Annotated in this window: 24 protein-coding genes; 17 read left to right on the forward strand and 7 right to left on the reverse strand. The window is 61.8% G+C overall.

What is annotated here, in order from left to right:
• Positions 1–18 precede the first annotated feature (18 nt).
• The gene (locus HX855_RS00855; RefSeq protein ID WP_177089677.1) at positions 19–339 is read left to right on the forward strand and encodes a multidrug efflux SMR transporter; all 321 of its coding nucleotides are present in this window, start codon (positions 19–21) and stop codon (positions 337–339) included.
• Between the two features lie 114 nt (positions 340–453).
• The gene (locus HX855_RS00860) at positions 454–1,092 is read left to right on the forward strand and encodes a hypothetical protein (RefSeq protein WP_177089676.1); all 639 of its coding nucleotides are present in this window, start codon (positions 454–456) and stop codon (positions 1,090–1,092) included.
• A gap of 65 nt (positions 1,093–1,157) precedes the next feature.
• Here the strand turns inward: HX855_RS00860 and HX855_RS00865 are convergent, their stop codons facing one another.
• Positions 1,158–1,703, reverse strand: coding sequence for a hypothetical protein (locus HX855_RS00865; protein ID WP_177089675.1), 546 nt, complete (start codon positions 1,701–1,703; stop codon positions 1,158–1,160).
• A gap of 213 nt (positions 1,704–1,916) precedes the next feature.
• Here HX855_RS00865 and HX855_RS00870 point away from each other — a divergent pair, with 213 nt between their 5' ends.
• The gene (locus HX855_RS00870; protein WP_177089674.1) at positions 1,917–2,246 is read left to right on the forward strand and encodes a hypothetical protein; all 330 of its coding nucleotides are present in this window, start codon (positions 1,917–1,919) and stop codon (positions 2,244–2,246) included.
• A 3-nt stretch (positions 2,247–2,249) separates the two neighbouring features.
• Here HX855_RS00870 and HX855_RS00875 read toward each other — a convergent pair whose 3' ends face one another.
• Positions 2,250–2,801: a DUF4262 domain-containing protein gene (locus HX855_RS00875; RefSeq protein WP_177089673.1), complete on the reverse strand. Its 552-nt coding sequence runs from the start codon at positions 2,799–2,801 to the stop codon at positions 2,250–2,252.
• 172 nt (positions 2,802–2,973) lie between these two features.
• On the opposite strand from HX855_RS00875, the gene HX855_RS00880 reads away from it, so the two are divergent.
• Complete coding sequence (locus tag HX855_RS00880; protein ID WP_177089672.1) at positions 2,974–3,669, forward strand: fumarylacetoacetate hydrolase family protein; 696 nt, start codon at positions 2,974–2,976, stop codon at positions 3,667–3,669.
• A 36-nt stretch (positions 3,670–3,705) separates the two neighbouring features.
• Entirely contained in the window at positions 3,706–4,617 is a 912-nt protein-coding gene (locus HX855_RS00885) for an AraC family transcriptional regulator (protein ID WP_177089671.1), read from the forward strand.
• On the opposite strand, the gene HX855_RS00890 is transcribed toward HX855_RS00885, so the two are convergent.
• Positions 4,602–4,970 (reverse strand): VOC family protein, encoded by a 369-nt coding sequence (locus HX855_RS00890; protein ID WP_177089670.1) that lies wholly within the window; start codon positions 4,968–4,970, stop codon positions 4,602–4,604. The two genes, HX855_RS00885 and HX855_RS00890, sit on opposite strands and share 16 nt — an antisense overlap.
• Before the next feature lie 9 nt (positions 4,971–4,979).
• Positions 4,980–5,924 carry an SDR family NAD(P)-dependent oxidoreductase gene (locus HX855_RS00895; protein ID WP_177089669.1) on the reverse strand — a complete coding sequence of 315 codons (945 nt, stop codon included), beginning with the start codon at positions 5,922–5,924 and terminating at the stop codon, positions 4,980–4,982.
• A 106-nt stretch (positions 5,925–6,030) separates the two neighbouring features.
• Here HX855_RS00895 and HX855_RS00900 point away from each other — a divergent pair, with 106 nt between their 5' ends.
• The 3 genes from HX855_RS00900 (at position 6,031) to HX855_RS00910 (ending at position 7,712) form a co-directional block, all read left to right on the forward strand.
• Positions 6,031–6,921 carry a LysR family transcriptional regulator gene (locus HX855_RS00900; protein ID WP_177089668.1) on the forward strand — a complete coding sequence of 297 codons (891 nt, stop codon included), beginning with the start codon at positions 6,031–6,033 and terminating at the stop codon, positions 6,919–6,921.
• A 79-nt stretch (positions 6,922–7,000) separates the two neighbouring features.
• A complete protein-coding gene (locus HX855_RS00905) occupies positions 7,001–7,447 on the forward strand; it encodes a GNAT family N-acetyltransferase (protein WP_177089667.1) in 447 nt (148 codons plus the stop codon).
• A gap of 4 nt (positions 7,448–7,451) precedes the next feature.
• The gene (locus HX855_RS00910; RefSeq protein WP_177089666.1) at positions 7,452–7,712 is read left to right on the forward strand and encodes a hypothetical protein; all 261 of its coding nucleotides are present in this window, start codon (positions 7,452–7,454) and stop codon (positions 7,710–7,712) included.
• Positions 7,713–7,999: 287 nt separating this feature from the next.
• Here the strand turns inward: HX855_RS00910 and HX855_RS00915 are convergent, their stop codons facing one another.
• Positions 8,000–8,944, reverse strand: coding sequence for a sensor domain-containing diguanylate cyclase (locus HX855_RS00915; protein ID WP_177089665.1), 945 nt, complete (start codon positions 8,942–8,944; stop codon positions 8,000–8,002).
• Positions 8,945–9,187: 243 nt separating this feature from the next.
• Here HX855_RS00915 and HX855_RS00920 point away from each other — a divergent pair, with 243 nt between their 5' ends.
• A complete protein-coding gene (locus tag HX855_RS00920; protein ID WP_177089664.1) occupies positions 9,188–9,436 on the forward strand; it encodes a DUF1652 domain-containing protein in 249 nt (82 codons plus the stop codon).
• A 4-nt stretch (positions 9,437–9,440) separates the two neighbouring features.
• On the opposite strand, the gene HX855_RS00925 is transcribed toward HX855_RS00920, so the two are convergent.
• Positions 9,441–9,584: a hypothetical protein gene (locus tag HX855_RS00925; RefSeq protein WP_166742173.1), complete on the reverse strand. Its 144-nt coding sequence runs from the start codon at positions 9,582–9,584 to the stop codon at positions 9,441–9,443.
• Positions 9,585–9,854: 270 nt separating this feature from the next.
• On the opposite strand from HX855_RS00925, the gene HX855_RS00930 reads away from it, so the two are divergent.
• From HX855_RS00930 to HX855_RS00950, 5 genes are all read left to right on the forward strand, one after another.
• Positions 9,855–10,175, forward strand: a complete 321-nt coding sequence (locus HX855_RS00930; protein ID WP_177089663.1) for a YXWGXW repeat-containing protein — start codon at positions 9,855–9,857, stop codon at positions 10,173–10,175.
• A 47-nt stretch (positions 10,176–10,222) separates the two neighbouring features.
• A complete protein-coding gene (locus HX855_RS00935; protein ID WP_177089662.1) occupies positions 10,223–10,804 on the forward strand; it encodes an RNA polymerase sigma factor in 582 nt (193 codons plus the stop codon).
• A complete protein-coding gene (locus HX855_RS00940; protein WP_177089661.1) occupies positions 10,801–11,232 on the forward strand; it encodes a hypothetical protein in 432 nt (143 codons plus the stop codon). Before HX855_RS00935 ends, HX855_RS00940 begins: the two co-directional genes overlap by 4 nt.
• A complete protein-coding gene (locus HX855_RS00945; RefSeq protein WP_177089660.1) occupies positions 11,229–11,705 on the forward strand; it encodes a periplasmic heavy metal sensor in 477 nt (158 codons plus the stop codon). The genes HX855_RS00940 and HX855_RS00945 overlap by 4 nt, the downstream gene beginning before the upstream one ends.
• Positions 11,706–11,946: 241 nt before the next feature.
• The gene (locus tag HX855_RS00950; RefSeq protein ID WP_081480101.1) at positions 11,947–12,156 is read left to right on the forward strand and encodes a YXWGXW repeat-containing protein; all 210 of its coding nucleotides are present in this window, start codon (positions 11,947–11,949) and stop codon (positions 12,154–12,156) included.
• A 134-nt stretch (positions 12,157–12,290) separates the two neighbouring features.
• On the opposite strand, the gene HX855_RS00955 is transcribed toward HX855_RS00950, so the two are convergent.
• On the reverse strand, positions 12,291–13,190 hold the full coding sequence (locus tag HX855_RS00955; RefSeq protein WP_177089659.1) for a LysR family transcriptional regulator: 900 nt from the start codon (positions 13,188–13,190) through the stop codon (positions 12,291–12,293).
• A 106-nt stretch (positions 13,191–13,296) separates the two neighbouring features.
• Between HX855_RS00955 and HX855_RS00960 the strand changes: the two genes are divergently transcribed.
• The 3 genes from HX855_RS00960 to HX855_RS00970 are packed head-to-tail and all read left to right on the forward strand — an operon-like array spanning position 13,297 to position 16,315.
• On the forward strand, positions 13,297–14,160 hold the full coding sequence (locus HX855_RS00960) for a VOC family protein (protein ID WP_177089658.1): 864 nt from the start codon (positions 13,297–13,299) through the stop codon (positions 14,158–14,160).
• Positions 14,157–14,861 (forward strand): class II aldolase/adducin family protein, encoded by a 705-nt coding sequence (locus HX855_RS00965; RefSeq protein WP_177089657.1) that lies wholly within the window; start codon positions 14,157–14,159, stop codon positions 14,859–14,861. The genes HX855_RS00960 and HX855_RS00965 overlap by 4 nt, the downstream gene beginning before the upstream one ends.
• Positions 14,858–16,315 (forward strand): 2-hydroxymuconic semialdehyde dehydrogenase, encoded by a 1,458-nt coding sequence (locus HX855_RS00970; RefSeq protein ID WP_177089656.1) that lies wholly within the window; start codon positions 14,858–14,860, stop codon positions 16,313–16,315. The genes HX855_RS00965 and HX855_RS00970 overlap by 4 nt, the downstream gene beginning before the upstream one ends.
• The last annotated feature ends 5 nt before the right edge of the window (positions 16,316–16,320 follow it).

Consider the following 16,320-nt stretch of genomic DNA (forward strand, 5'->3'; position numbering starts at 1 on the left):
TTCCTGAGGGCTCACCCCATGGCATGGCTACTGCTCGGCTTGGCCGGCATTCTTGAAATCGCCTTCGCGTTCGCGATGAAGGCCTCGGATGGCTTCACCCGATTCACCCCTGGATTGCTCACCGTGGTGACCGGCGTTTCCAGCGTGATCCTGCTTTCGGTATCGCTGCGCACACTTCCAGTGGGCAGCGCCTACGCCGTCTGGACCGGAATCGGCGCAGCGGGCACCGCGATCCTCGGCATGGCATTGCTGGGGGATTCCACCGCGCCGTTGCGGGTGCTGTGCATCGTGCTGATCCTGGCAGGGGTGATCGGCCTCAAGCTGGTCTCGGCCAATTAATACCGGTATGAGCAGGTATTTATCAGAGATGGCCTTTTAACATTGCGGCTCACTCTTTATCATCCGCCCCAGCACTCCGGCCATGGAGACGCTCCACTCATTAAGGAAGTCGTAATGCACATTGGAAAAATGCTGGGGTTGGCCCTGATCACGTTGTCGATGAGCGGCTGCGCCAGTTTCACGAAGGACGAGGTGGCCCCCGTCACGCTGCCCTCTAAGGCCAGCTACGCCAACAAACCGAACATCTACGTAGACTTCAAGTTCTACCAGGGCGAGCCCACAAATGCCTCGGCCGCCGAAGTGCCACAAGCACGGGAAATGCTGAAGCCACAATTGCAGAAAGTCCTGACCGACTCGGGCCTGTTTGGTCGCGTCACCCTGGACGAATTCCAGAAGCAACCGGGCGATTACAACCTGCGCCTGAAGGTCTACAACCATCCACCGGGTGGCGGCCAACTGGCCCTGGCGTTTATCAGCGGCTTTACCTTCACCATCATCCCGGCGCTGGGGACTGATCAGTACACCATGAAGCTGGAGTCGGTGGACGCACAAGGCCAGACGCTCAGCACCGGCACCAACCATGACGCGATCAATACCTGGATGGGTATCTGGTTTATCCCGCTGATGGCCAACACGCCAAAAGACGCAGTGACCGACACCTTCACCCGCCAGGTCAATGCCCTGCTCAAGCAAATGGTCGACGGCAATAACCTGAAGTACTCGGCACTGGATGCCGGCGTGCCACGGGCGTGACACGTTGCAAGCAATAAGCTGAAACCGCTGCGAGGGCAGGGTGACCGGTCCTCGCAGCCCAGGCGTTACTTCAGCGCCTGGATAAACAGCGGGTCGCTGTACAGCGACTTGAGCAAATCCCGCACCATCGGGTTGTAGGCATTGGCAGCATTCGGGATCGCAATGAACCCGAAGAACGAACTGGACCAGGTGTGATTCACTTCCTTGGTCGCGTCGTACACCACGTCACTCCCCTTGAGCAGCGTAAACCGTGCGGCCAGCGTGCCGTTGCCGGAGCCCATGCCTGCCGTCAGCGAATTCTTCACCACCAACACTTGCAGATGACGTTCCGCTTGCGGGTTCAGCAGGCCTGCCAATTGCAGTTCCTGAGTGATCGCGGCCTGGATGTGCGCCGGAATGCTGCCACTTGGCGAGCGAATCGGATTGGCCCGTACCGTCAGCGAGCCTTCGCCCGACGCAGCCGTGACTTGGGCATTGCTGACGGGTTGCAGCGGCGCTTTTTGCTTGAGGATCTGGACGTTGTCGAAGTTCGGCTCGTATTGCGTCATGGTGACGCCGCAGCCTTGCAACAGCAGCGCGAGCAATGGGGTCAACAGTAGAAGCTTTTTCACGGCGTTTCCTTGCGTGAGTGTGGGAGAGCGGCGCGATTATCGTCAGCTGATGGCCGGTCGGCAACAGGTAGTGGCAAAATGCCTTAATTATGGCTGAAGATTTCGGTCTGGTTCCCTGCCGGAAAAGTCATCGATAAGGCAATTTGGTGGCCCCTTTGTAACAAAATCCTCGCCAAAATCACTTTTATTTTCAGGTGGTTAGGCGGGATGCAAATGCGCAAGGTTGGAATCATGCTGATTGCCTGTTCCCTGGCGGGTGGGGCGGTTTCGGTTCAGGCACGGGAGTTGCGGGACAACGACAAATACATGTGCAGCTGGGGCGCCGGCACGGCGGCCCGGGCGCAGGAATTGAAGTTGTCGGGTGTCTCGCTGTATGCCGCACGGCAGAAGCTGAAGAGCTACCAGTTCAAGAAGTCCTGGATGCACATGATGGCCATGGGCATCACCGAGCAGACCTATGACAGCCGCTCGCGGGTCAAGCCCGAGGTGATTCGCCAGAGTTTTTATCAGGACTGTGTGCGCTACAAGCTGGCGCGCAAGTAACCCCTACTTGTCCAGCAGCGGCTGGAGCCGTGAGAACGACTGGTCGTAGGTCGGCTCCCACGGAAAGCGCCCTTGCTTGTCCGGCCAGACCATTTGCAGCGCGGGGAAATCCGCCTGGACCGAACCGTAGAACCAGCCGGCATAACCGAGGTATTCGCGGTAGTGCTGGCGGGCGACAGGAATGAACGCGATGCGCATGCCTTCGGCAATATCGTCATAGGGCGTGTAGGTTTCATAGGCGGCTTTCGCGCCGGCAAAGCGGATCGCGGTGATGTTCAGCAACTGCTGTGCAATCTGCGGTGGCAGCCCGAATACGATGATTTCCGGCTGGCCGAAATTTGCGTAGAACCCCAGCGAGTAGGCAAACGACGGCTCCGCGTCTTCGGCACGCACATGTACATGATGCCAGCCGATTTTCTTGATATCCGCCAATACCTGTTCGTCGTACTCCGAATCTGCCTTGGGCAACTGGAATCCCGGGAGCGGGGCCTTGGCCGATGTGTTCATCGAGAACAATGAGGCGGCGAAGAGGGCGACGGCGCGAATGATGTTCATCAGAGTCCTTTCTGCGGGATCGTTGTGTGAAAGCGCGATGAGGCTAGCAGCGTTGGGTTCGGTCGGCAAAGTGATCGATGCACCGCTCAGTACAAAATCTGCGTAAGGCTGTCCAACTTCGCCCTGGGGCCAGTGCGCATACTGGCCCCAGGTAAACGAAGAGGCACCTGCCATGACCCGCTACGTCATCACTCCCAACGAAATCCCGTCCCTCGCCATCCACGGCGACGACGCTCGCTTCCCGCTGCGCCGGGTGTTCTGTGTGGGGCGCAACTACGGCGAACATACCCGTGAAATGGGCCATGACCCCGACCGCGAGCCGCCGTTCTTTTTCATGAAGCCGGCGGATGCCGTGGTGCCCGCCGAGGGCGTGATCGCCTATCCGCCGCTGACCGCCGACCTGCACCATGAAGTCGAGTTGGTGGTGGCCATCGGCAAGGGCGGGGTGGACATTGCCCCGGAAGACGCCTTGGCCCATATCTGGGGTTACGGCCTGGGCATCGACCTGACCCGTCGCGATCTTCAGGCTCAGGCGAAAAAGGCTTCGCGGCCGTGGGAATGGGCCAAGGCCTTCGATGAATCGGCACCCTGCACGGCGTTGCAGCCGGTGAGTGCCGTCGGCCATCCGGGCACTGGGCGCATCTGGCTCAAGGTCAATGGCGAACAACGCCAGGTGGGCGACCTGGCGGACCAGATCTGGTCGGTGGCCGAGGTGATCAGCCATGCGTCCAAATCCGTGGCGCTGAAGGCGGGCGACCTGATCTTTACCGGCACCCCGGCGGGCGTCGGCACCTTGCAACCGGGGGATGTGGTGACCGCCGGCATCGACGGTCTGGCCGAGCTGAGCTTCACCCTCAGCCAGGGTTAACGCTACAGTGGTGCCCAGGCCTTTCGAGAACGACGTATGCCCGGCACCCGCATCACCACGTATGGCATGGAACAACGCAGCGACCGCCCCGACTTCTACATCCGCGACAAGCGGGGCAGGGCGGCGCTGACCAGTCCCCATCGCCACGAATACTTCCAGATCCAGATCAACCTGGGCGGCGACACCGTGCAGCACATCGGCGGTGCGGTGCGCCCGTTCCCGAAAAAGGCCCTGGCCTTTATCCTGCCCCATCGCCTGCACGTGATTCCCCACCCCGAAGACGGCGACTTCATGCTGATCAATTTCAGCCAGGGGTTTTTCCTGCCGCAGCTGACCTGCGACCCGCTGGACCTGGAAGACATTCCCATCGGCCAGGCCCCCGAGCTGTCACCGTTTCGCTTCCAGGAACAACTGGATTTCATCCTGGAAGACGCGGCATTCGAAGAAGTCAAAACCTGGCTGGAACACATGCGCGCCCTCGACGCCCACCGCAGCTTCGGCGCCCGGGAGCGGCTCAAGGGTTACCTGTTCCAGTTGATCGGGCTGGTGTGCCAGCAATACGCCGAACCGCTCCAGGCCTTCGCCGCCAACAATGCCACCCGACGTGGCCGCAAGGACGCCCTGGCGCGGGTGCAGGGCTACGTCCGTGAGCACCTGCACGAGCCTTCGCTGAACCTCACCGATGCCGCGGCCGCCGCCTTCCTGTCGCCCAACTACCTCACCCACCTGCTGCGCAAGGAAACCGGCAAGCCCTTTTCCCAACTGGTGCTCGACCGGCGCATGCAACTGGCGCGCACCTTGCTGCTCAATAGCTCGCAGTTGATCGGCGCCATTGCCGATCGCTGCGGGTTCACCGATGAAGCGTATTTTTCCCGGTGTTTTCGCAAAGCCCACGGGCTGGCGCCGGGGCAGTTCAGGCGGCGTGAGCAGGCTCAGCCCGGTACGTGATACACCGCTTCCAGATTGTGCCCGTCCGGGTCGATCACGAAGGCGGCGAAGTACCCGCTGTCGTATTTTTCCCGCAGGCCGGGGGCGCCGTTGTCGGTGCCGCCTGCGGCTATCGCTTGGGCGTGGAACTGCCGCACCTGGTCTTCGCTGCTGGCCGAGAAGGCAATGTGCTGCGGCGTGACATCCGTGTTCACGGCGCTGAAACCCAGTTGTGCCGGTCGCCCGGGAATCATCATGGAAAAGCTGTTGCTCCAGGTATCTTCCACCTCGATGCCGAGGGGGGCGAGGGCCTGTGTGTAGAACGCGAGGCTACGGTGGTGATCGTTTATCGAGATAACGAGATGGTCGAACATGGGGCTCTCCTAGAGGGGCGCGGTGTTGTTGATCAGTTGCAGTGACCGTTCCCACAAGGCCTCGGCTGCCTGCGGATCCAAAGCATGTGCATGTACGCCGGTTTCCGAATCTGCCACGTCCGTCAGTGGTGCCTGGTTGTTGTCTTCGAAATAGCGTCCGGTTACCCCTTCGATCAGGGGCGAAGCGGCCAGCAGCACCGACGTCGATGCGCCTTGTTCCAGGGTTTTCCATGGATAGTTGGCAAGGAGTTCGAGCATTTCCGGGCTGGTTTGATGGCGCTGCAACGGCGTGCGAATCCCGCCCGGCATCAGCGCATTGGCGATAATCCCATCGTCTTCCCATCGCCGGCCGGCCTCTACGGCCAGCAACACGTTGGCCGTTTTCGATTGGCCATACGCGGACCATTCATCATAGGGCCGGCGCTCGAACATGATGTCTTCGAACACGATGGGCGAAATGCGGTGGGCGTTGGAACTGACCGACACAATGCGTGCCCCGTTGGCGCTGGCCAACGCCCGGTGCAAGCCCACCGTCAGGACAAAATGCCCCAGATGGTTGGTTGCGAACTGCAATTCCCAGCCTTCTGCGGTGCGTTGAATCTGTGGCAGGGCCATGATTCCGGCATTGTTGACCAGCACATCCAGCCGTCCCTGCCAGTGCCGGGCAAAACGTGCGATGGAGGCCCGGTCAAGCAGATCGAGTGGCGACACCTTGATCGAACCCGCGCCGCGAACCGGCTGGTTGAGTGCTGCCGCGCGTGCGCCGGCCTGCACATCGCGTACGGCAATCGTCACCTCGGCACCTGCGGCGGCCAGTACTCGGGCTGTCTCGATGCCGATCCCGGAGCCGCCTCCCGTAACGATGATGCGCTTGCCGTTCAGGTCAACCCCGGCAATGACGGCGCTGGCGGTGGTGGCTTTGGTGAATCCGGTGAGCAGGGAGTGGCGGGTCATGGTGCAAACCTGTTGATTGGCGTGGAGTTCGGCTAATCTAGGTCTTTGCGATCAGCGGAACAATCCGCATCAGATGGCATGAATCAATGCGAAAAACGGCATAATAATGACCCAGGATTTCAATCAGTTGCACGCGGCCCTTGCGGTGGCCCGGCACCGAAGTTTTCGCGCGGCGGCCCAGGCGCTGGACATGTCGCCGACCGCATTGAGCCGGGCCATCTCTGCCCTTGAGCAACGCCTTGGATTGCGGCTGTTCAACCGTACCACCCGCAGCGTATCGGTGACGCCTGCGGGGGAAGAATTTCTCGCCAGAATCGAACCGGCACTGGCCCAACTGAACGACGCGCTTGAAGGTGCGAACCAGATTCGCGACACCCCGGTGGGTACGTTGCGCATCAATGCCTCTGAAGGTGCGGCGCGAATTATCCTGGGGCCGATCATTCTGCGGTTCCTGGCGCAAAACCCCGAGATGAATATCGACCTGTTCGCCGACGGCAGCCTGAGCGACATTGTTGCTCAAGGCTTCGACCTCGGTGTGCGGTATGCCGAGGCCGTGCCTCAGGACATGATTGCCGTGCCGCTTGAGCCGCATCACGCGATGGCGGTCTTTGCTGCGCCGTCTTACCTTGAGGGGCGTCCGTTTCCGCGTGCACCTGCGGACCTGTTGGCCCACAGCTGCGTGCGCATTCGTCATCCGAGCGGCGCGCTGTACCACTGGGAATTCACCCGGCACGGCAAGGACCAGCGCATTAATGTGCCTGGTCGTCTGACCGTCAACAGTTACAACCTGGCCGTCGATGCTGCGCTGACAGGCGAGGGCATCGGTTTTACCAGCGAATATTTTGTGCGTGAGCACCTCGCCAGCGGGCGTCTGGTGCGGCTCTTGGAGGAGTGGACGCCGCCGTTCGAGGGCTTGCACCTGTACTACCCGCGTCATCGACAAGTGTCCTCAGGCTTGCGCGCATTTATCGACATGGTGCGTGGTCGCGTGATGTGAATGACTGTTTTACAAATCCAACACAACCCATGTGTTTCAATTTACATACAATTGAGCGTCTCATTGGGAGGCGGTGCACATGGGGACGGTTATACGAGTGGCAACCCCGGACGATATCGAGGTCATTTTCGAGATTCGCACGGCGGTGGTGCAGAACCATCTAAGCCGCGAGCAGATGGCCGAGCTGGGTATTACCCCGCAGGTTGTTGCCGACAGCATGCGCGAGGCTCCCTGTGTGTGGCTTGCTGAAATGAAGGGCACGCCCGTCGCGTTCTCGATGGTCGATCTTGCCGACGGCGAGGTGTTCGCGCTGTTTGTGTTGCCGTCCCACGAGAACCTCGGGTTAGGCCGTCAATTGATGGCAGTGGCGGAGGCGGCGTTGTTCGAACGCCACGACACGCTATTCCTGATCACCGACGGGCGCGATCAGGTCCGGGCCAATGGCTTTTACCAACGGCTTGGTTGGTCAGTGGTCGACACAGCCGAGGGCGACGACGTCCGTTATCAGAAACACAAGGTGCAATGAGTGTATGAGTCAGCTGGAACCCCCTCAATCCAATGCCTTTCGCCATTTCGTCATCGGGGTTCTGTGTGTGGCGGTGGTGCTGGGGGCCTATTTCGTCCGGCTCAATGCCCAGGTTGACCGGCAGCGGGAAGAGGCGGCGGAGCGCCTGGCGTTATGCCGTCAGGCGGCCAGTGTTTCACGCACCACGCCCCAGGACGAACTGGTGCTGGTGGACCCCTGCAGGCACTTGAGTGAGCATTACCTGAAGAAGCCCAGGCACTTTTAATCAATAACCTTGTTTTTATCGCGGAATTAAACAGCGCAAGTTTGTTTAATGGCGCGTGCCATTGCACCAAAAAGTGGCAATTTTGATAATCGGATCCATTAAAAATGTGTGGTTATTGAATGACTTAGCGCTGTTTTAATCCGACGAAAGGTTGAAAATTATCTTGTTACAAGTTTTCCCCCTCGGTAATATAGCCCTGCGTTCACCTCCCACGGTTTATGCATTTTTAAATCCCAAGTTTCCATCAGCTACTTGGGATTTTTTTTGCCCGCGATTTGACCTGTGTATCAATCCGCCACGTCGGCAAACTCTGCGCGCATCCGGCCATTGCGTTTGGCCTGGTACAGCAACTTGTCGACCGCTTCGACAAACGCCAGTGCAACGCTCCCCGGTTTTACCGTGCAAGTGCCCACCCCCAGGCTCAGCGTCAGCAGGTTCGACACCGCCGAATGCCCGTGGTCGATCTGCTGTTGGCGTATCAGGTGCAGGCAGCGTTCGGCCACGCGCCGGGCGGATTCGGCATCGGTTTCCGGCAGCAACCACACAAACTCCTCACCGCCGATGCGCGCAATGAAATCCCGTGGCCGGTTGGCCGCCTGCGACAGCGTGCGTGCCACCTGGCGCAGGCATTCGTCGCCCTTGATGTGGCCGTAGAGGTCGTTGTACTGCTTGAAGTAGTCGATATCCAACAGGATCAATGACAGCGGCAGTTGGCTGCGCTGGGCGCTGGTCCATTCCCTGGCCAGCACGGTGTCGAACATGCGCCGGTTGGCGATGCCGGTCAGGCCGTCCTGGAAGGAATATTCCTCCAGCTGTTTTTGCAGGCGAATCAGGTGTTCTTCGGTCTTCTTGCGCTCGCTGATATCGAACATAAAGCCGATCAGCGCCTGCACCTCGCCGTCCTTGCGCTCCACATGCACCACGTCGCGGATCCATACGTACTCGCCACTGGCGGTCAGCGCGCGGTAATCGGCTTCATGATCGACCCCGGCACGGGACTGGGAGACGCAGAAGTTGACGACGTACTCGCGGTCGTCCGGGTGCATGCGTTCCACCCAGTCGTCCACGGTGGCCCAGCTCTGGGGTGTCCAGCCCAGCAGCGCCTCGATTTGCGGGCCGATGTAGCTGAACGTCATGGTTGCCCAGTCGATACGCCAGGGAATGGCCTTGGTCGACTCCAGTAACGTCTTGTACACGGCGCTGTCGGGTTCGCTCGGCGGCTCGATGCTCATGCGGGGTGCTCTCGGTGGTGGCAAAAAACCAGAGCATCTGGCCATCATCGCCAGGAATCAAGCCCTTCGCGCGGCATCGGATGAGAGGTCGCGGTGTGGTTTTTCTGGCGTCAGCCCACCAGCGGTTTTAGTCAAAATGCGCACTAAGTATCACTTTCGACTTAATTCCCTAGCGGGTTTAAAAAGCTCATCTACCCTAGACGGATCACGTCCTCCGAGCCCGGTACAGGGAAGGGTGTTTGCATGGTTTCGATAGCCGAGTTGCGCCACATCATGGAGTCCGGCTTTCTGCCGCTGGCCTGTGACTGCTCGTTGAACAGCGACGGTTCGTTGCGCATCAATATCTTCGACCCGGCCTCCGGGCGCGTCGACCTGCTGCTGACCCGTGTTTCCCCGCAAGGTCTGGACAGCATCCGTTCCATCTCAAACCTCATTGGCGAACTGCGCACCGAGATCAAGGCCGGGCGCAGAGGGTTTGCGGCGGTCAGTTAACGGCTCAGGAAATGGCTTGTGCCGTCGGGGTGGTCACCACCCCGTAACCGCGCCAGCAGCAATGCTCGCGGTGGCCCGGCAGGAACACGCAGCCGCCAAGGTTCATGAGCAAGACAGCGGCAACCAGCAGTGAAATTCGACGAGACATGGTGATTTCCTCAAGGTAGTGAACGTTGCCGATCAACAGATAAACCTGCCGATTGCCAACGGTTAACCCTTGAACGCGGCCATCTGGCCAAATCCGTCGCGACTTTTTGCATATTTCATCAAACTCCCGCACACCCTGGGCAATACTGGCCCTGTCTGCCGTCCTGAACGGTCGCGATAAAAAGTTCATTTTGTTGCGACGGATTTTTCGGACACCCGCCGTTCAACCCTACAGCTGCGATCACTGGCGATCGCCGATGAAGGAGTTGTCATGAGACTTGCACGACCGCTGGCCACCTTACGTTATGCCTTGTTGATCCCGTTGGCATTCGCCGCCCTGGTCAGTACGCCGACCTTTGCCCAGACCGAAGTGATCATCCGCGAAGCGCCACCGCCGATGCGTGTCGAGGCCGTTCCCGTCGAGCGACCGGGCTACGTGTGGGACCGTGGGCACTGGCGTTATGAAGGCCGCGGCTATGCATGGGTGCCGGGCCATTGGCAGCCGGTGATGCGCAACGCCCGCTGGGAACCCGGCCATTGGGAATCGCGCGGCCCCAACTGGTACTGGATGGAAGGGCACTGGATCCGCTGACCGTCCCGTCAACCTGACCCTTAGCCACCGGACCGAGACTTGCCCTATTGAAAGACACTGATCCGGACGTTGAGCTGTTGGCCCGCATCGGTAACAACGAACCGGCGGCCATCAACGAAATGGTGACGCGCAAACTGCCGCGTTTGCTCGCGCTCGCCAGTCGGATCCTCGGGGATGCCGACGAGGCCAGGGACGTGGCCCAGGAAAGCTTCCTGCGTATCTGGCGCCAGGCCGCGAACTGGCGCAGTGGCGAAGCGCGCTTTGACACCTGGCTGCACCGGGTGGTGCTCAACCTGTGCCATGACCATTTGCGTCGGCGCAAGGAGCGCCCGTTGAACGACGAGGAGGCCATGAACGACGTGGTCGACAGCGCACCAGCACCCGATGAACAGCTGGAAGCGGCCGCCCGCAGCGAGCATATGGCGCAGGCGTTGGCGTCGCTGCCTGACCGCCAGCGTGAAGCGATTGTGCTGCAGTACTATCAAGAGCTGTCGAATATCGACGCCGCGGCGCTGATGAACATCAGCGTCGAGGCACTGGAGAGCTTGCTGTCACGGGGCCGGCGCAACTTGCGCAGTTACCTTGACGACACACCCGGGCCCGCCCGCCCAGGAAGGGGAAAACCATGACGCCCGAACGATTTGCCCAATTGGCCGAGGCTTACGGCGGCCACTTGCGCCGTTGGCCCCAGGCCGAACAGGCCCAGGCCCAGGCACTGCTGGATGCAGGCGATGCCAGCCTCCTTGAGGTGCTGCATCAGGCGCGCTGGCTCGATGGCCAGTTGGACGGCTATCAACTGGCGCCCGTCGACCCGGCGCTGGCGCGGCAGATTCGCCAGTCATTTCCCCGGCGCCCGTCCTTCTGGGCGCGCTATGCCGGCTGGCTGTCGCCCGCCGGTTTCGTCGGCGTGGGCATCGCCGGGATTGCCGCCGGAATCCTGGTGGCGTCCTTGAGCGTGCCGCTGCCCATGCTCGGCCCTGAAGTCCTGCCGAGCGTCTTCGACCAGGGCGATGCCGAAGTCGTCTTCACCGTCAACGCCGAGGAAAGCGAGCAATGACCCCGTCACCCAAGTACCTGAAGCCGCTGTTGGTTGTGTCGGTGTTGTTCAACGTGTTTTTGATCGGCGGTGTCGGCGGTGGCCTGTACCACTGGCTGGCGAATGCCAGGCCCGCCGAGGCGGTGGTGAACCAGCACGGTCTGCGTCAGGCGATGGTCAAGCTGCCGCCGGAGCGGCGCAAGGAACTGCGCCAGCTGTTGCGTCAGAATCGCTCGGACAGTCAACCGCTGGTGCTCGCCGGGCGCGAGGCACGGCTGGATGTGATCAAGCAACTGGAAGCGCCGACCCTGGACCGTGAGGCCTTGGTGACGGACTTGGGCAAGGCCCGCGAGGCGGACATGGCGCTCCGGGCGCTGGTGGACAACACCCTCGCGCAGTTCGCCAGCACCTTGCCCCGGGATGAGCGCCAGCGGTTGGTGGAGGCGTTGTATATGAAGGGGCAGGCGAAGGGCAAACTCGCTAAAAAGAACTGAGACGGGCGCTGATCGTTCCTACGCTCTGCGTGGGAATGCCGCCTCGGACGCTCTGCGTCCCACTGGCGATGCAAGGATCAGCTCTTGCGCAGGGGTGACGCGGAGCGTCACGGGATGCATTCCCACGCTGAGCGTGGGAACGAGTTTGACGAGACCGGCGACGGATTTTCCCGGCTGACGACGTTTAACCCCGGTAAGCCCGCCACTCAGGCGACGGCTAGTCTCATTGGGGAACCGCACCATGTCCCGCCTATTCAAAGCCACGCTGACCGCCACGTTGATGGCGGCTGCGTTATCCGGTTGTATTGTCGAACCTGTTCACCCGCGTCGTCCGCCGCCCTTGGTTGAAGTGGTGCCGGTGGCACCGGCGCCGGGGTATCAGTGGGTGCGGGGGCACTATCGTTGGGGGAATGGGCAGTGGTTGTGGGTGCCGGGGCATTGGCGGTATTGATCCTTCACCACTGTCAGCAACAACACCGAACCCCTGTGGGAGCTGGCTTGCCTGCGATAGCATCACCGCGGTCTACCTGACACACCGCGGTGCCTGCATCGCGGGCAAGCCCGGCTCCTACATTTGATGGATGCTCACTCCCCCCCAAACAACTCCACCACCTGCTTCCTCAACCAAAGATGCCGTGGATCCTTCTGATTCCGCGCATGCCAATGGTGTTTCAAGCTGTACGGCGGGATCTCCACCGGCGGCTCGATCGGCCTCACCGATGAGTACTGCACATACAGATTGGCCACGGTGCGCGGCAAGACCGCCACCAGGTCCGAGCGCTCGATAATCGCCGCCATGCTCATGTAATGGGACATTTGCAGGACGATCTTGCGTTCGATTCCCTGCTCGGCCAGGAAGCTTTCATACATCTCCTGGCTGCGGCTGCCGTCGCGTACCTGCAGGTGTTCCAGCTCGCAGAAGTCCTGCAGGGACATCCGCGCGTCGGTGATGCGGTGGTCACGTCGGATAAGGCACACCAGGTCGTGGGAAAACAGTCGCTGCTGGTAGATGTTCGGCGCATCCAGGTCGGGGAAGTAGCCCAACGCCGCGTCCACCTTGCCTTCGCGCAAGGCTTCCAGCAGGTCTTTGGGCCCCAGGCTCAGGCAGCGGATTTTCACGTGGGGCGCCGTGCTGCGCAGGCGGTCGAAGAGGGCGGGGAGGAACACCACTTCGCCGATTTCGCTGAGGCAGAAAGTGACTTCGTCGCGGCTCTCGGCCGGGTCGAAGGTGGGGCTGGGGAGGATTTCCTGGTCGATGGTGGCGATCACTTCCCGGGTGCGCTCGACGATGCTGCGCGCCCGTGGCGTGGGCTCCATGGCGGTGCCGCTGCGCACAAAGAGCGGGTCGCCCAGGGAGTGGCGCAACCGCGATAACGCCGCACTGGCCGCGGGCTGGCTCATGCCCAGGCGCTTGGCCGCGGCCGTGACATTGCCGCAATCGTGAATGGCCAACAGCACCCGTAGCAGGTTCAGATCTGTGCGCATGACTATAACCAAATCAAATAGATTGAATAACTAGAATTCGCTTCTGCTATTTGTGCCCGACGGCGAGGATTGTGTCCAGACAAGAATAAAACCAAGAGGCCCCTTCATGATCAATCTGCATGACATCCGCTATGTGCGTCTGGGCACGGCGGACCTTGCCCAGGCCAAGTTGTACGCCACGCAGATGCTCGGTCTGCAAGTGGCCCGCGAGGCCAACGGCGCGATCTATTTCCGCTCCGACAGCCGCGACCACACCCTGTGCTACTACGAAGGCGACCCCCGGGAAACCACCACCGCGTTCGAAGTCACTGACTCGAATGAACTCGACCACGCCGCCCAGCTGCTTGAAGACAACGGTTATGCCGTGCGCCACGGCAGCCGCGAAGAGGCCGAGGTGCGCCATGTCAACGAGCTGATCCACTTTCGCGACCCCAGCGGCAACCACATCGAACTGGTGCTGCGCCCCCACGCCAGCGGCAGCCGCTATTTCGCCAGCCGCGACGCCGGCATCACCGGCTTCAGTCATATCGGCCTGCGCACCACCAATGCCAAGCGCGATGAAGCCTTCTGGACCCAATTGGCCAACGCCCGGGTCAGCGACCGCATCGGTGAAGCGCCATTGCTGCGCATCGATGACGTGCACCACAAGATCGCCCTGTTTCCCTCCAGCCATGCCGGCGTGCAGCACATCAACCACCAGGTGGAAAGCATCGATGACGTGATGCGCGCCTGGTACTTCCTGAAGGACCGCGGGATCAAGATCCTGTTCGGCCCGGGCCGCCACCCCACGTCGGGGGCGATGTTCCTGTACTTCGAAGGCCCGGACGGCATGACCTACGAATATTCCACCGGGGTCAGCCACATCGCCCCGGAAGACGACGCCACTCACCAGCCCCGGCAGTTCCCCCTGGCCACCACGTCGTTCTGCGCCTGGGGCTCGAAGCCGGATATTCCGGAGTTCAAGTTATGAGCACGTTAAGCCAGCAGGCCGAAGTGCGCGTGGCTGCCCGCGCCCTGGCCCGGGCCGGGTTTGTCCACGCCTATGGCCATTGCAGCCTGCGCCTGGATGCCGACAGCTTTCTGGTGTGCGCCGCCAAACCCATGGGCCTGATCCAGCCCGGCGAGCCCGGCACGGTGGTGCCGGTGCACGGCCCGCTGCCGGAAGGCGTGCTGGGCGAGGTGCGCATCCACCAACAGATTTACCAGCGCCGCGCCGATGTGCAGGCGGTGATTCGCAGCATGCCGATGCAGGTGATGAGCCTGTCGTGCGCCGGCCTCACGCCCCAGCTGCGTCACGGCATGGGCGCCTATTTCAAAAACGGCGTGCCGCTGTGGGATGACCCGCAACTGCTGCGCGACGACACCCAGGCCGCGGCACTCGCCGCGCAACTGGGCAACGCCCAGGCCCTGGTGATGCGCGGCAACGGCGCCATCGTGGTCGGCGGCTCGCTGGTGGAAGCGCTGACCCTCAACTTTTACCTCGAAGACGCCGCCCGCATCGAACTGCAACTGCTGGCCACCGGCCTGGCCGACCACGCGCCACGGCTGAGCCCCGAAGAGGCCCGGCAACGGTCGACCAACAGCGGCCGGATCTTCGAACGCATGTGGGACTACCTGACGGCCGGCGATGCCGAGCTGAACCTGATAACAAGAGAAGAGCGCCAACCATGACCCAGCATTTTCACAACTTTATCGACAACCAATGGGTTGAAGGTGTGCGCACCTTCGACAACCGCAACCCCGCCGACAACAGTGTGATCGGCCAGGTCCACGAAGCCGGCCGCGAACAAGTGGACGCCGCCGTCAAGGCCGCCCGCGCCGCCCTGAATGGCCCGTGGGGCAAGATGACCATCGCCCAGCGCACCGCGTTGCTGCATAAGGTGGCCGACGGTATCGAGCAGCGCGCCGAAGCATTCGTGGCCGCCGAAATCGCCGACACCGGCAAACCCCATGCCCTGGCCAGCCACCTGGACATCCCGCGCGGCGCCGCCAACTTCAAGGTGTTCGCCGACCTGATCCGCAACGTGCCCACCGAAAGCTTCACCATGGACACCCCCGACGGCGGCAAGGCAGTCAACTACGCCGTGCGCAACCCGCGGGGCGTGATCGGGGTGATCTGCCCCTGGAACCTGCCGCTGCTGCTGATGACATGGAAGGTCGGCCCGGCCCTGGCCTGCGGCAACACCGTGGTGGTCAAACCCTCGGAAGAAACCCCGGCCACCGCCACCTTGCTCGGCGAAGTGATGCGCGACGCCGGTGTGCCGGCGGGCGTGTACAACGTGGTCCACGGGTTTGGCGAGCACTCCGCCGGTGCCTTCCTCACTGAACACCCGGACGTCGACGGCATCACCTTCACCGGTGAAACCGGCACCGGCGAGGCGATCATGAAAGCCGCCTCCAAGGGCGTACGCCCGGTGTCGCTGGAGTTGGGCGGCAAGAACGCCGGGGTGATTTTTGCCGACGCCGACCTGGACAAAGCCGTGGCCGGCATCGCCCGCGCCGTGTTCGAAAACAGCGGCCAGGTGTGCCTTGGCACCGAGCGCGTGTACGTGCAACGCCCGTTGTTCGACGCCTTTGTTGCCGCCCTCAAGGTACGCGCCGAAGCGATCAAGGTCGGCCCGCCGAATGAGCCAGGCGTGACCATGGGCCCGCTGGTGTCGGTCGGTCATCGGCAAAAAGTGCTGGGCTATTACCAGCAGGCTGCCCAAGACGGCGCCACCGTGGTCACCGGCGGCGGCATCCCGGACATGCCTGCCCACCTCGCCGAAGGCGCCTGGGTGCAGCCCACCATTTGGACCGGCCTGTCGGAAGACTCCGCCGTGGTGCGCGAAGAAATTTTCGGCCCGTGCTGCCACATCGCGCCCTTTGACGATGAAGACGAAGTGGTGCGCCTGGTCAACGACACACCCTACGGCCTCGCCGCCAGCGTGTGGACCAGCAATCTGCAAGTCGCCCACCGCATGGGCGCGGCACTCGACGTGGGCATCTGCTGGATCAACGCGTGGTTCCTGCGGGACCTGCGCACCGCCTTCGGGGGCGCCAAGCAGTCGGGCATCGGCCGCGAAGGCGGGGTGCATTCCCTGGAGTTCTACACCGAACTGCGCAACGTGTGCATCCGCCTGTGAGTACT

The organism is Pseudomonas sp. IPO3778 (assembly GCF_013386825.1).
GTDB lineage: Bacteria > Pseudomonadota > Gammaproteobacteria > Pseudomonadales > Pseudomonadaceae > Aquipseudomonas.

Bases quoted from the DNA above. Each gene is read 5' to 3' on its own strand.
- HX855_RS00875 (WP_177089673.1), bottom strand. From the start codon at position 2,801: ATGAACATCATTCGCGCCGTCGCCCTCTTCGCCGCCTCATTGTTCTCG.
- HX855_RS00970 (WP_177089656.1), top strand. From the start codon at position 14,858: ATGACCCAGCATTTTCACAACTTTATCGACAACCAATGGGTTGAAGGT.
- HX855_RS00910 (WP_177089666.1), top strand. From the start codon at position 7,452: ATGAGTCAGCTGGAACCCCCTCAATCCAATGCCTTTCGCCATTTCGTC.
- HX855_RS00855 (WP_177089677.1), top strand. From the start codon at position 19: ATGGCATGGCTACTGCTCGGCTTGGCCGGCATTCTTGAAATCGCCTTC.
- HX855_RS00965 (WP_177089657.1), top strand. From the start codon at position 14,157: ATGAGCACGTTAAGCCAGCAGGCCGAAGTGCGCGTGGCTGCCCGCGCC.
- HX855_RS00940 (WP_177089661.1), top strand. From the start codon at position 10,801: ATGACGCCCGAACGATTTGCCCAATTGGCCGAGGCTTACGGCGGCCAC.
- HX855_RS00860 (WP_177089676.1), top strand. From the start codon at position 454: ATGCACATTGGAAAAATGCTGGGGTTGGCCCTGATCACGTTGTCGATG.
- HX855_RS00955 (WP_177089659.1), bottom strand. From the start codon at position 13,190: ATGCGCACAGATCTGAACCTGCTACGGGTGCTGTTGGCCATTCACGAT.
- HX855_RS00890 (WP_177089670.1), bottom strand. From the start codon at position 4,970: ATGTTCGACCATCTCGTTATCTCGATAAACGATCACCACCGTAGCCTC.
- HX855_RS00900 (WP_177089668.1), top strand. From the start codon at position 6,031: ATGACCCAGGATTTCAATCAGTTGCACGCGGCCCTTGCGGTGGCCCGG.
- HX855_RS00930 (WP_177089663.1), top strand. From the start codon at position 9,855: ATGAGACTTGCACGACCGCTGGCCACCTTACGTTATGCCTTGTTGATC.
- HX855_RS00870 (WP_177089674.1), top strand. From the start codon at position 1,917: ATGCGCAAGGTTGGAATCATGCTGATTGCCTGTTCCCTGGCGGGTGGG.
- HX855_RS00920 (WP_177089664.1), top strand. From the start codon at position 9,188: ATGGTTTCGATAGCCGAGTTGCGCCACATCATGGAGTCCGGCTTTCTG.
- HX855_RS00905 (WP_177089667.1), top strand. From the start codon at position 7,001: ATGGGGACGGTTATACGAGTGGCAACCCCGGACGATATCGAGGTCATT.
- HX855_RS00945 (WP_177089660.1), top strand. From the start codon at position 11,229: ATGACCCCGTCACCCAAGTACCTGAAGCCGCTGTTGGTTGTGTCGGTG.
- HX855_RS00925 (WP_166742173.1), bottom strand. From the start codon at position 9,584: ATGTCTCGTCGAATTTCACTGCTGGTTGCCGCTGTCTTGCTCATGAAC.
- HX855_RS00885 (WP_177089671.1), top strand. From the start codon at position 3,706: ATGCCCGGCACCCGCATCACCACGTATGGCATGGAACAACGCAGCGAC.
- HX855_RS00960 (WP_177089658.1), top strand. From the start codon at position 13,297: ATGATCAATCTGCATGACATCCGCTATGTGCGTCTGGGCACGGCGGAC.
- HX855_RS00915 (WP_177089665.1), bottom strand. From the start codon at position 8,944: ATGAGCATCGAGCCGCCGAGCGAACCCGACAGCGCCGTGTACAAGACG.
- HX855_RS00880 (WP_177089672.1), top strand. From the start codon at position 2,974: ATGACCCGCTACGTCATCACTCCCAACGAAATCCCGTCCCTCGCCATC.
- HX855_RS00950 (WP_081480101.1), top strand. From the start codon at position 11,947: ATGTCCCGCCTATTCAAAGCCACGCTGACCGCCACGTTGATGGCGGCT.
- HX855_RS00895 (WP_177089669.1), bottom strand. From the start codon at position 5,924: ATGACCCGCCACTCCCTGCTCACCGGATTCACCAAAGCCACCACCGCC.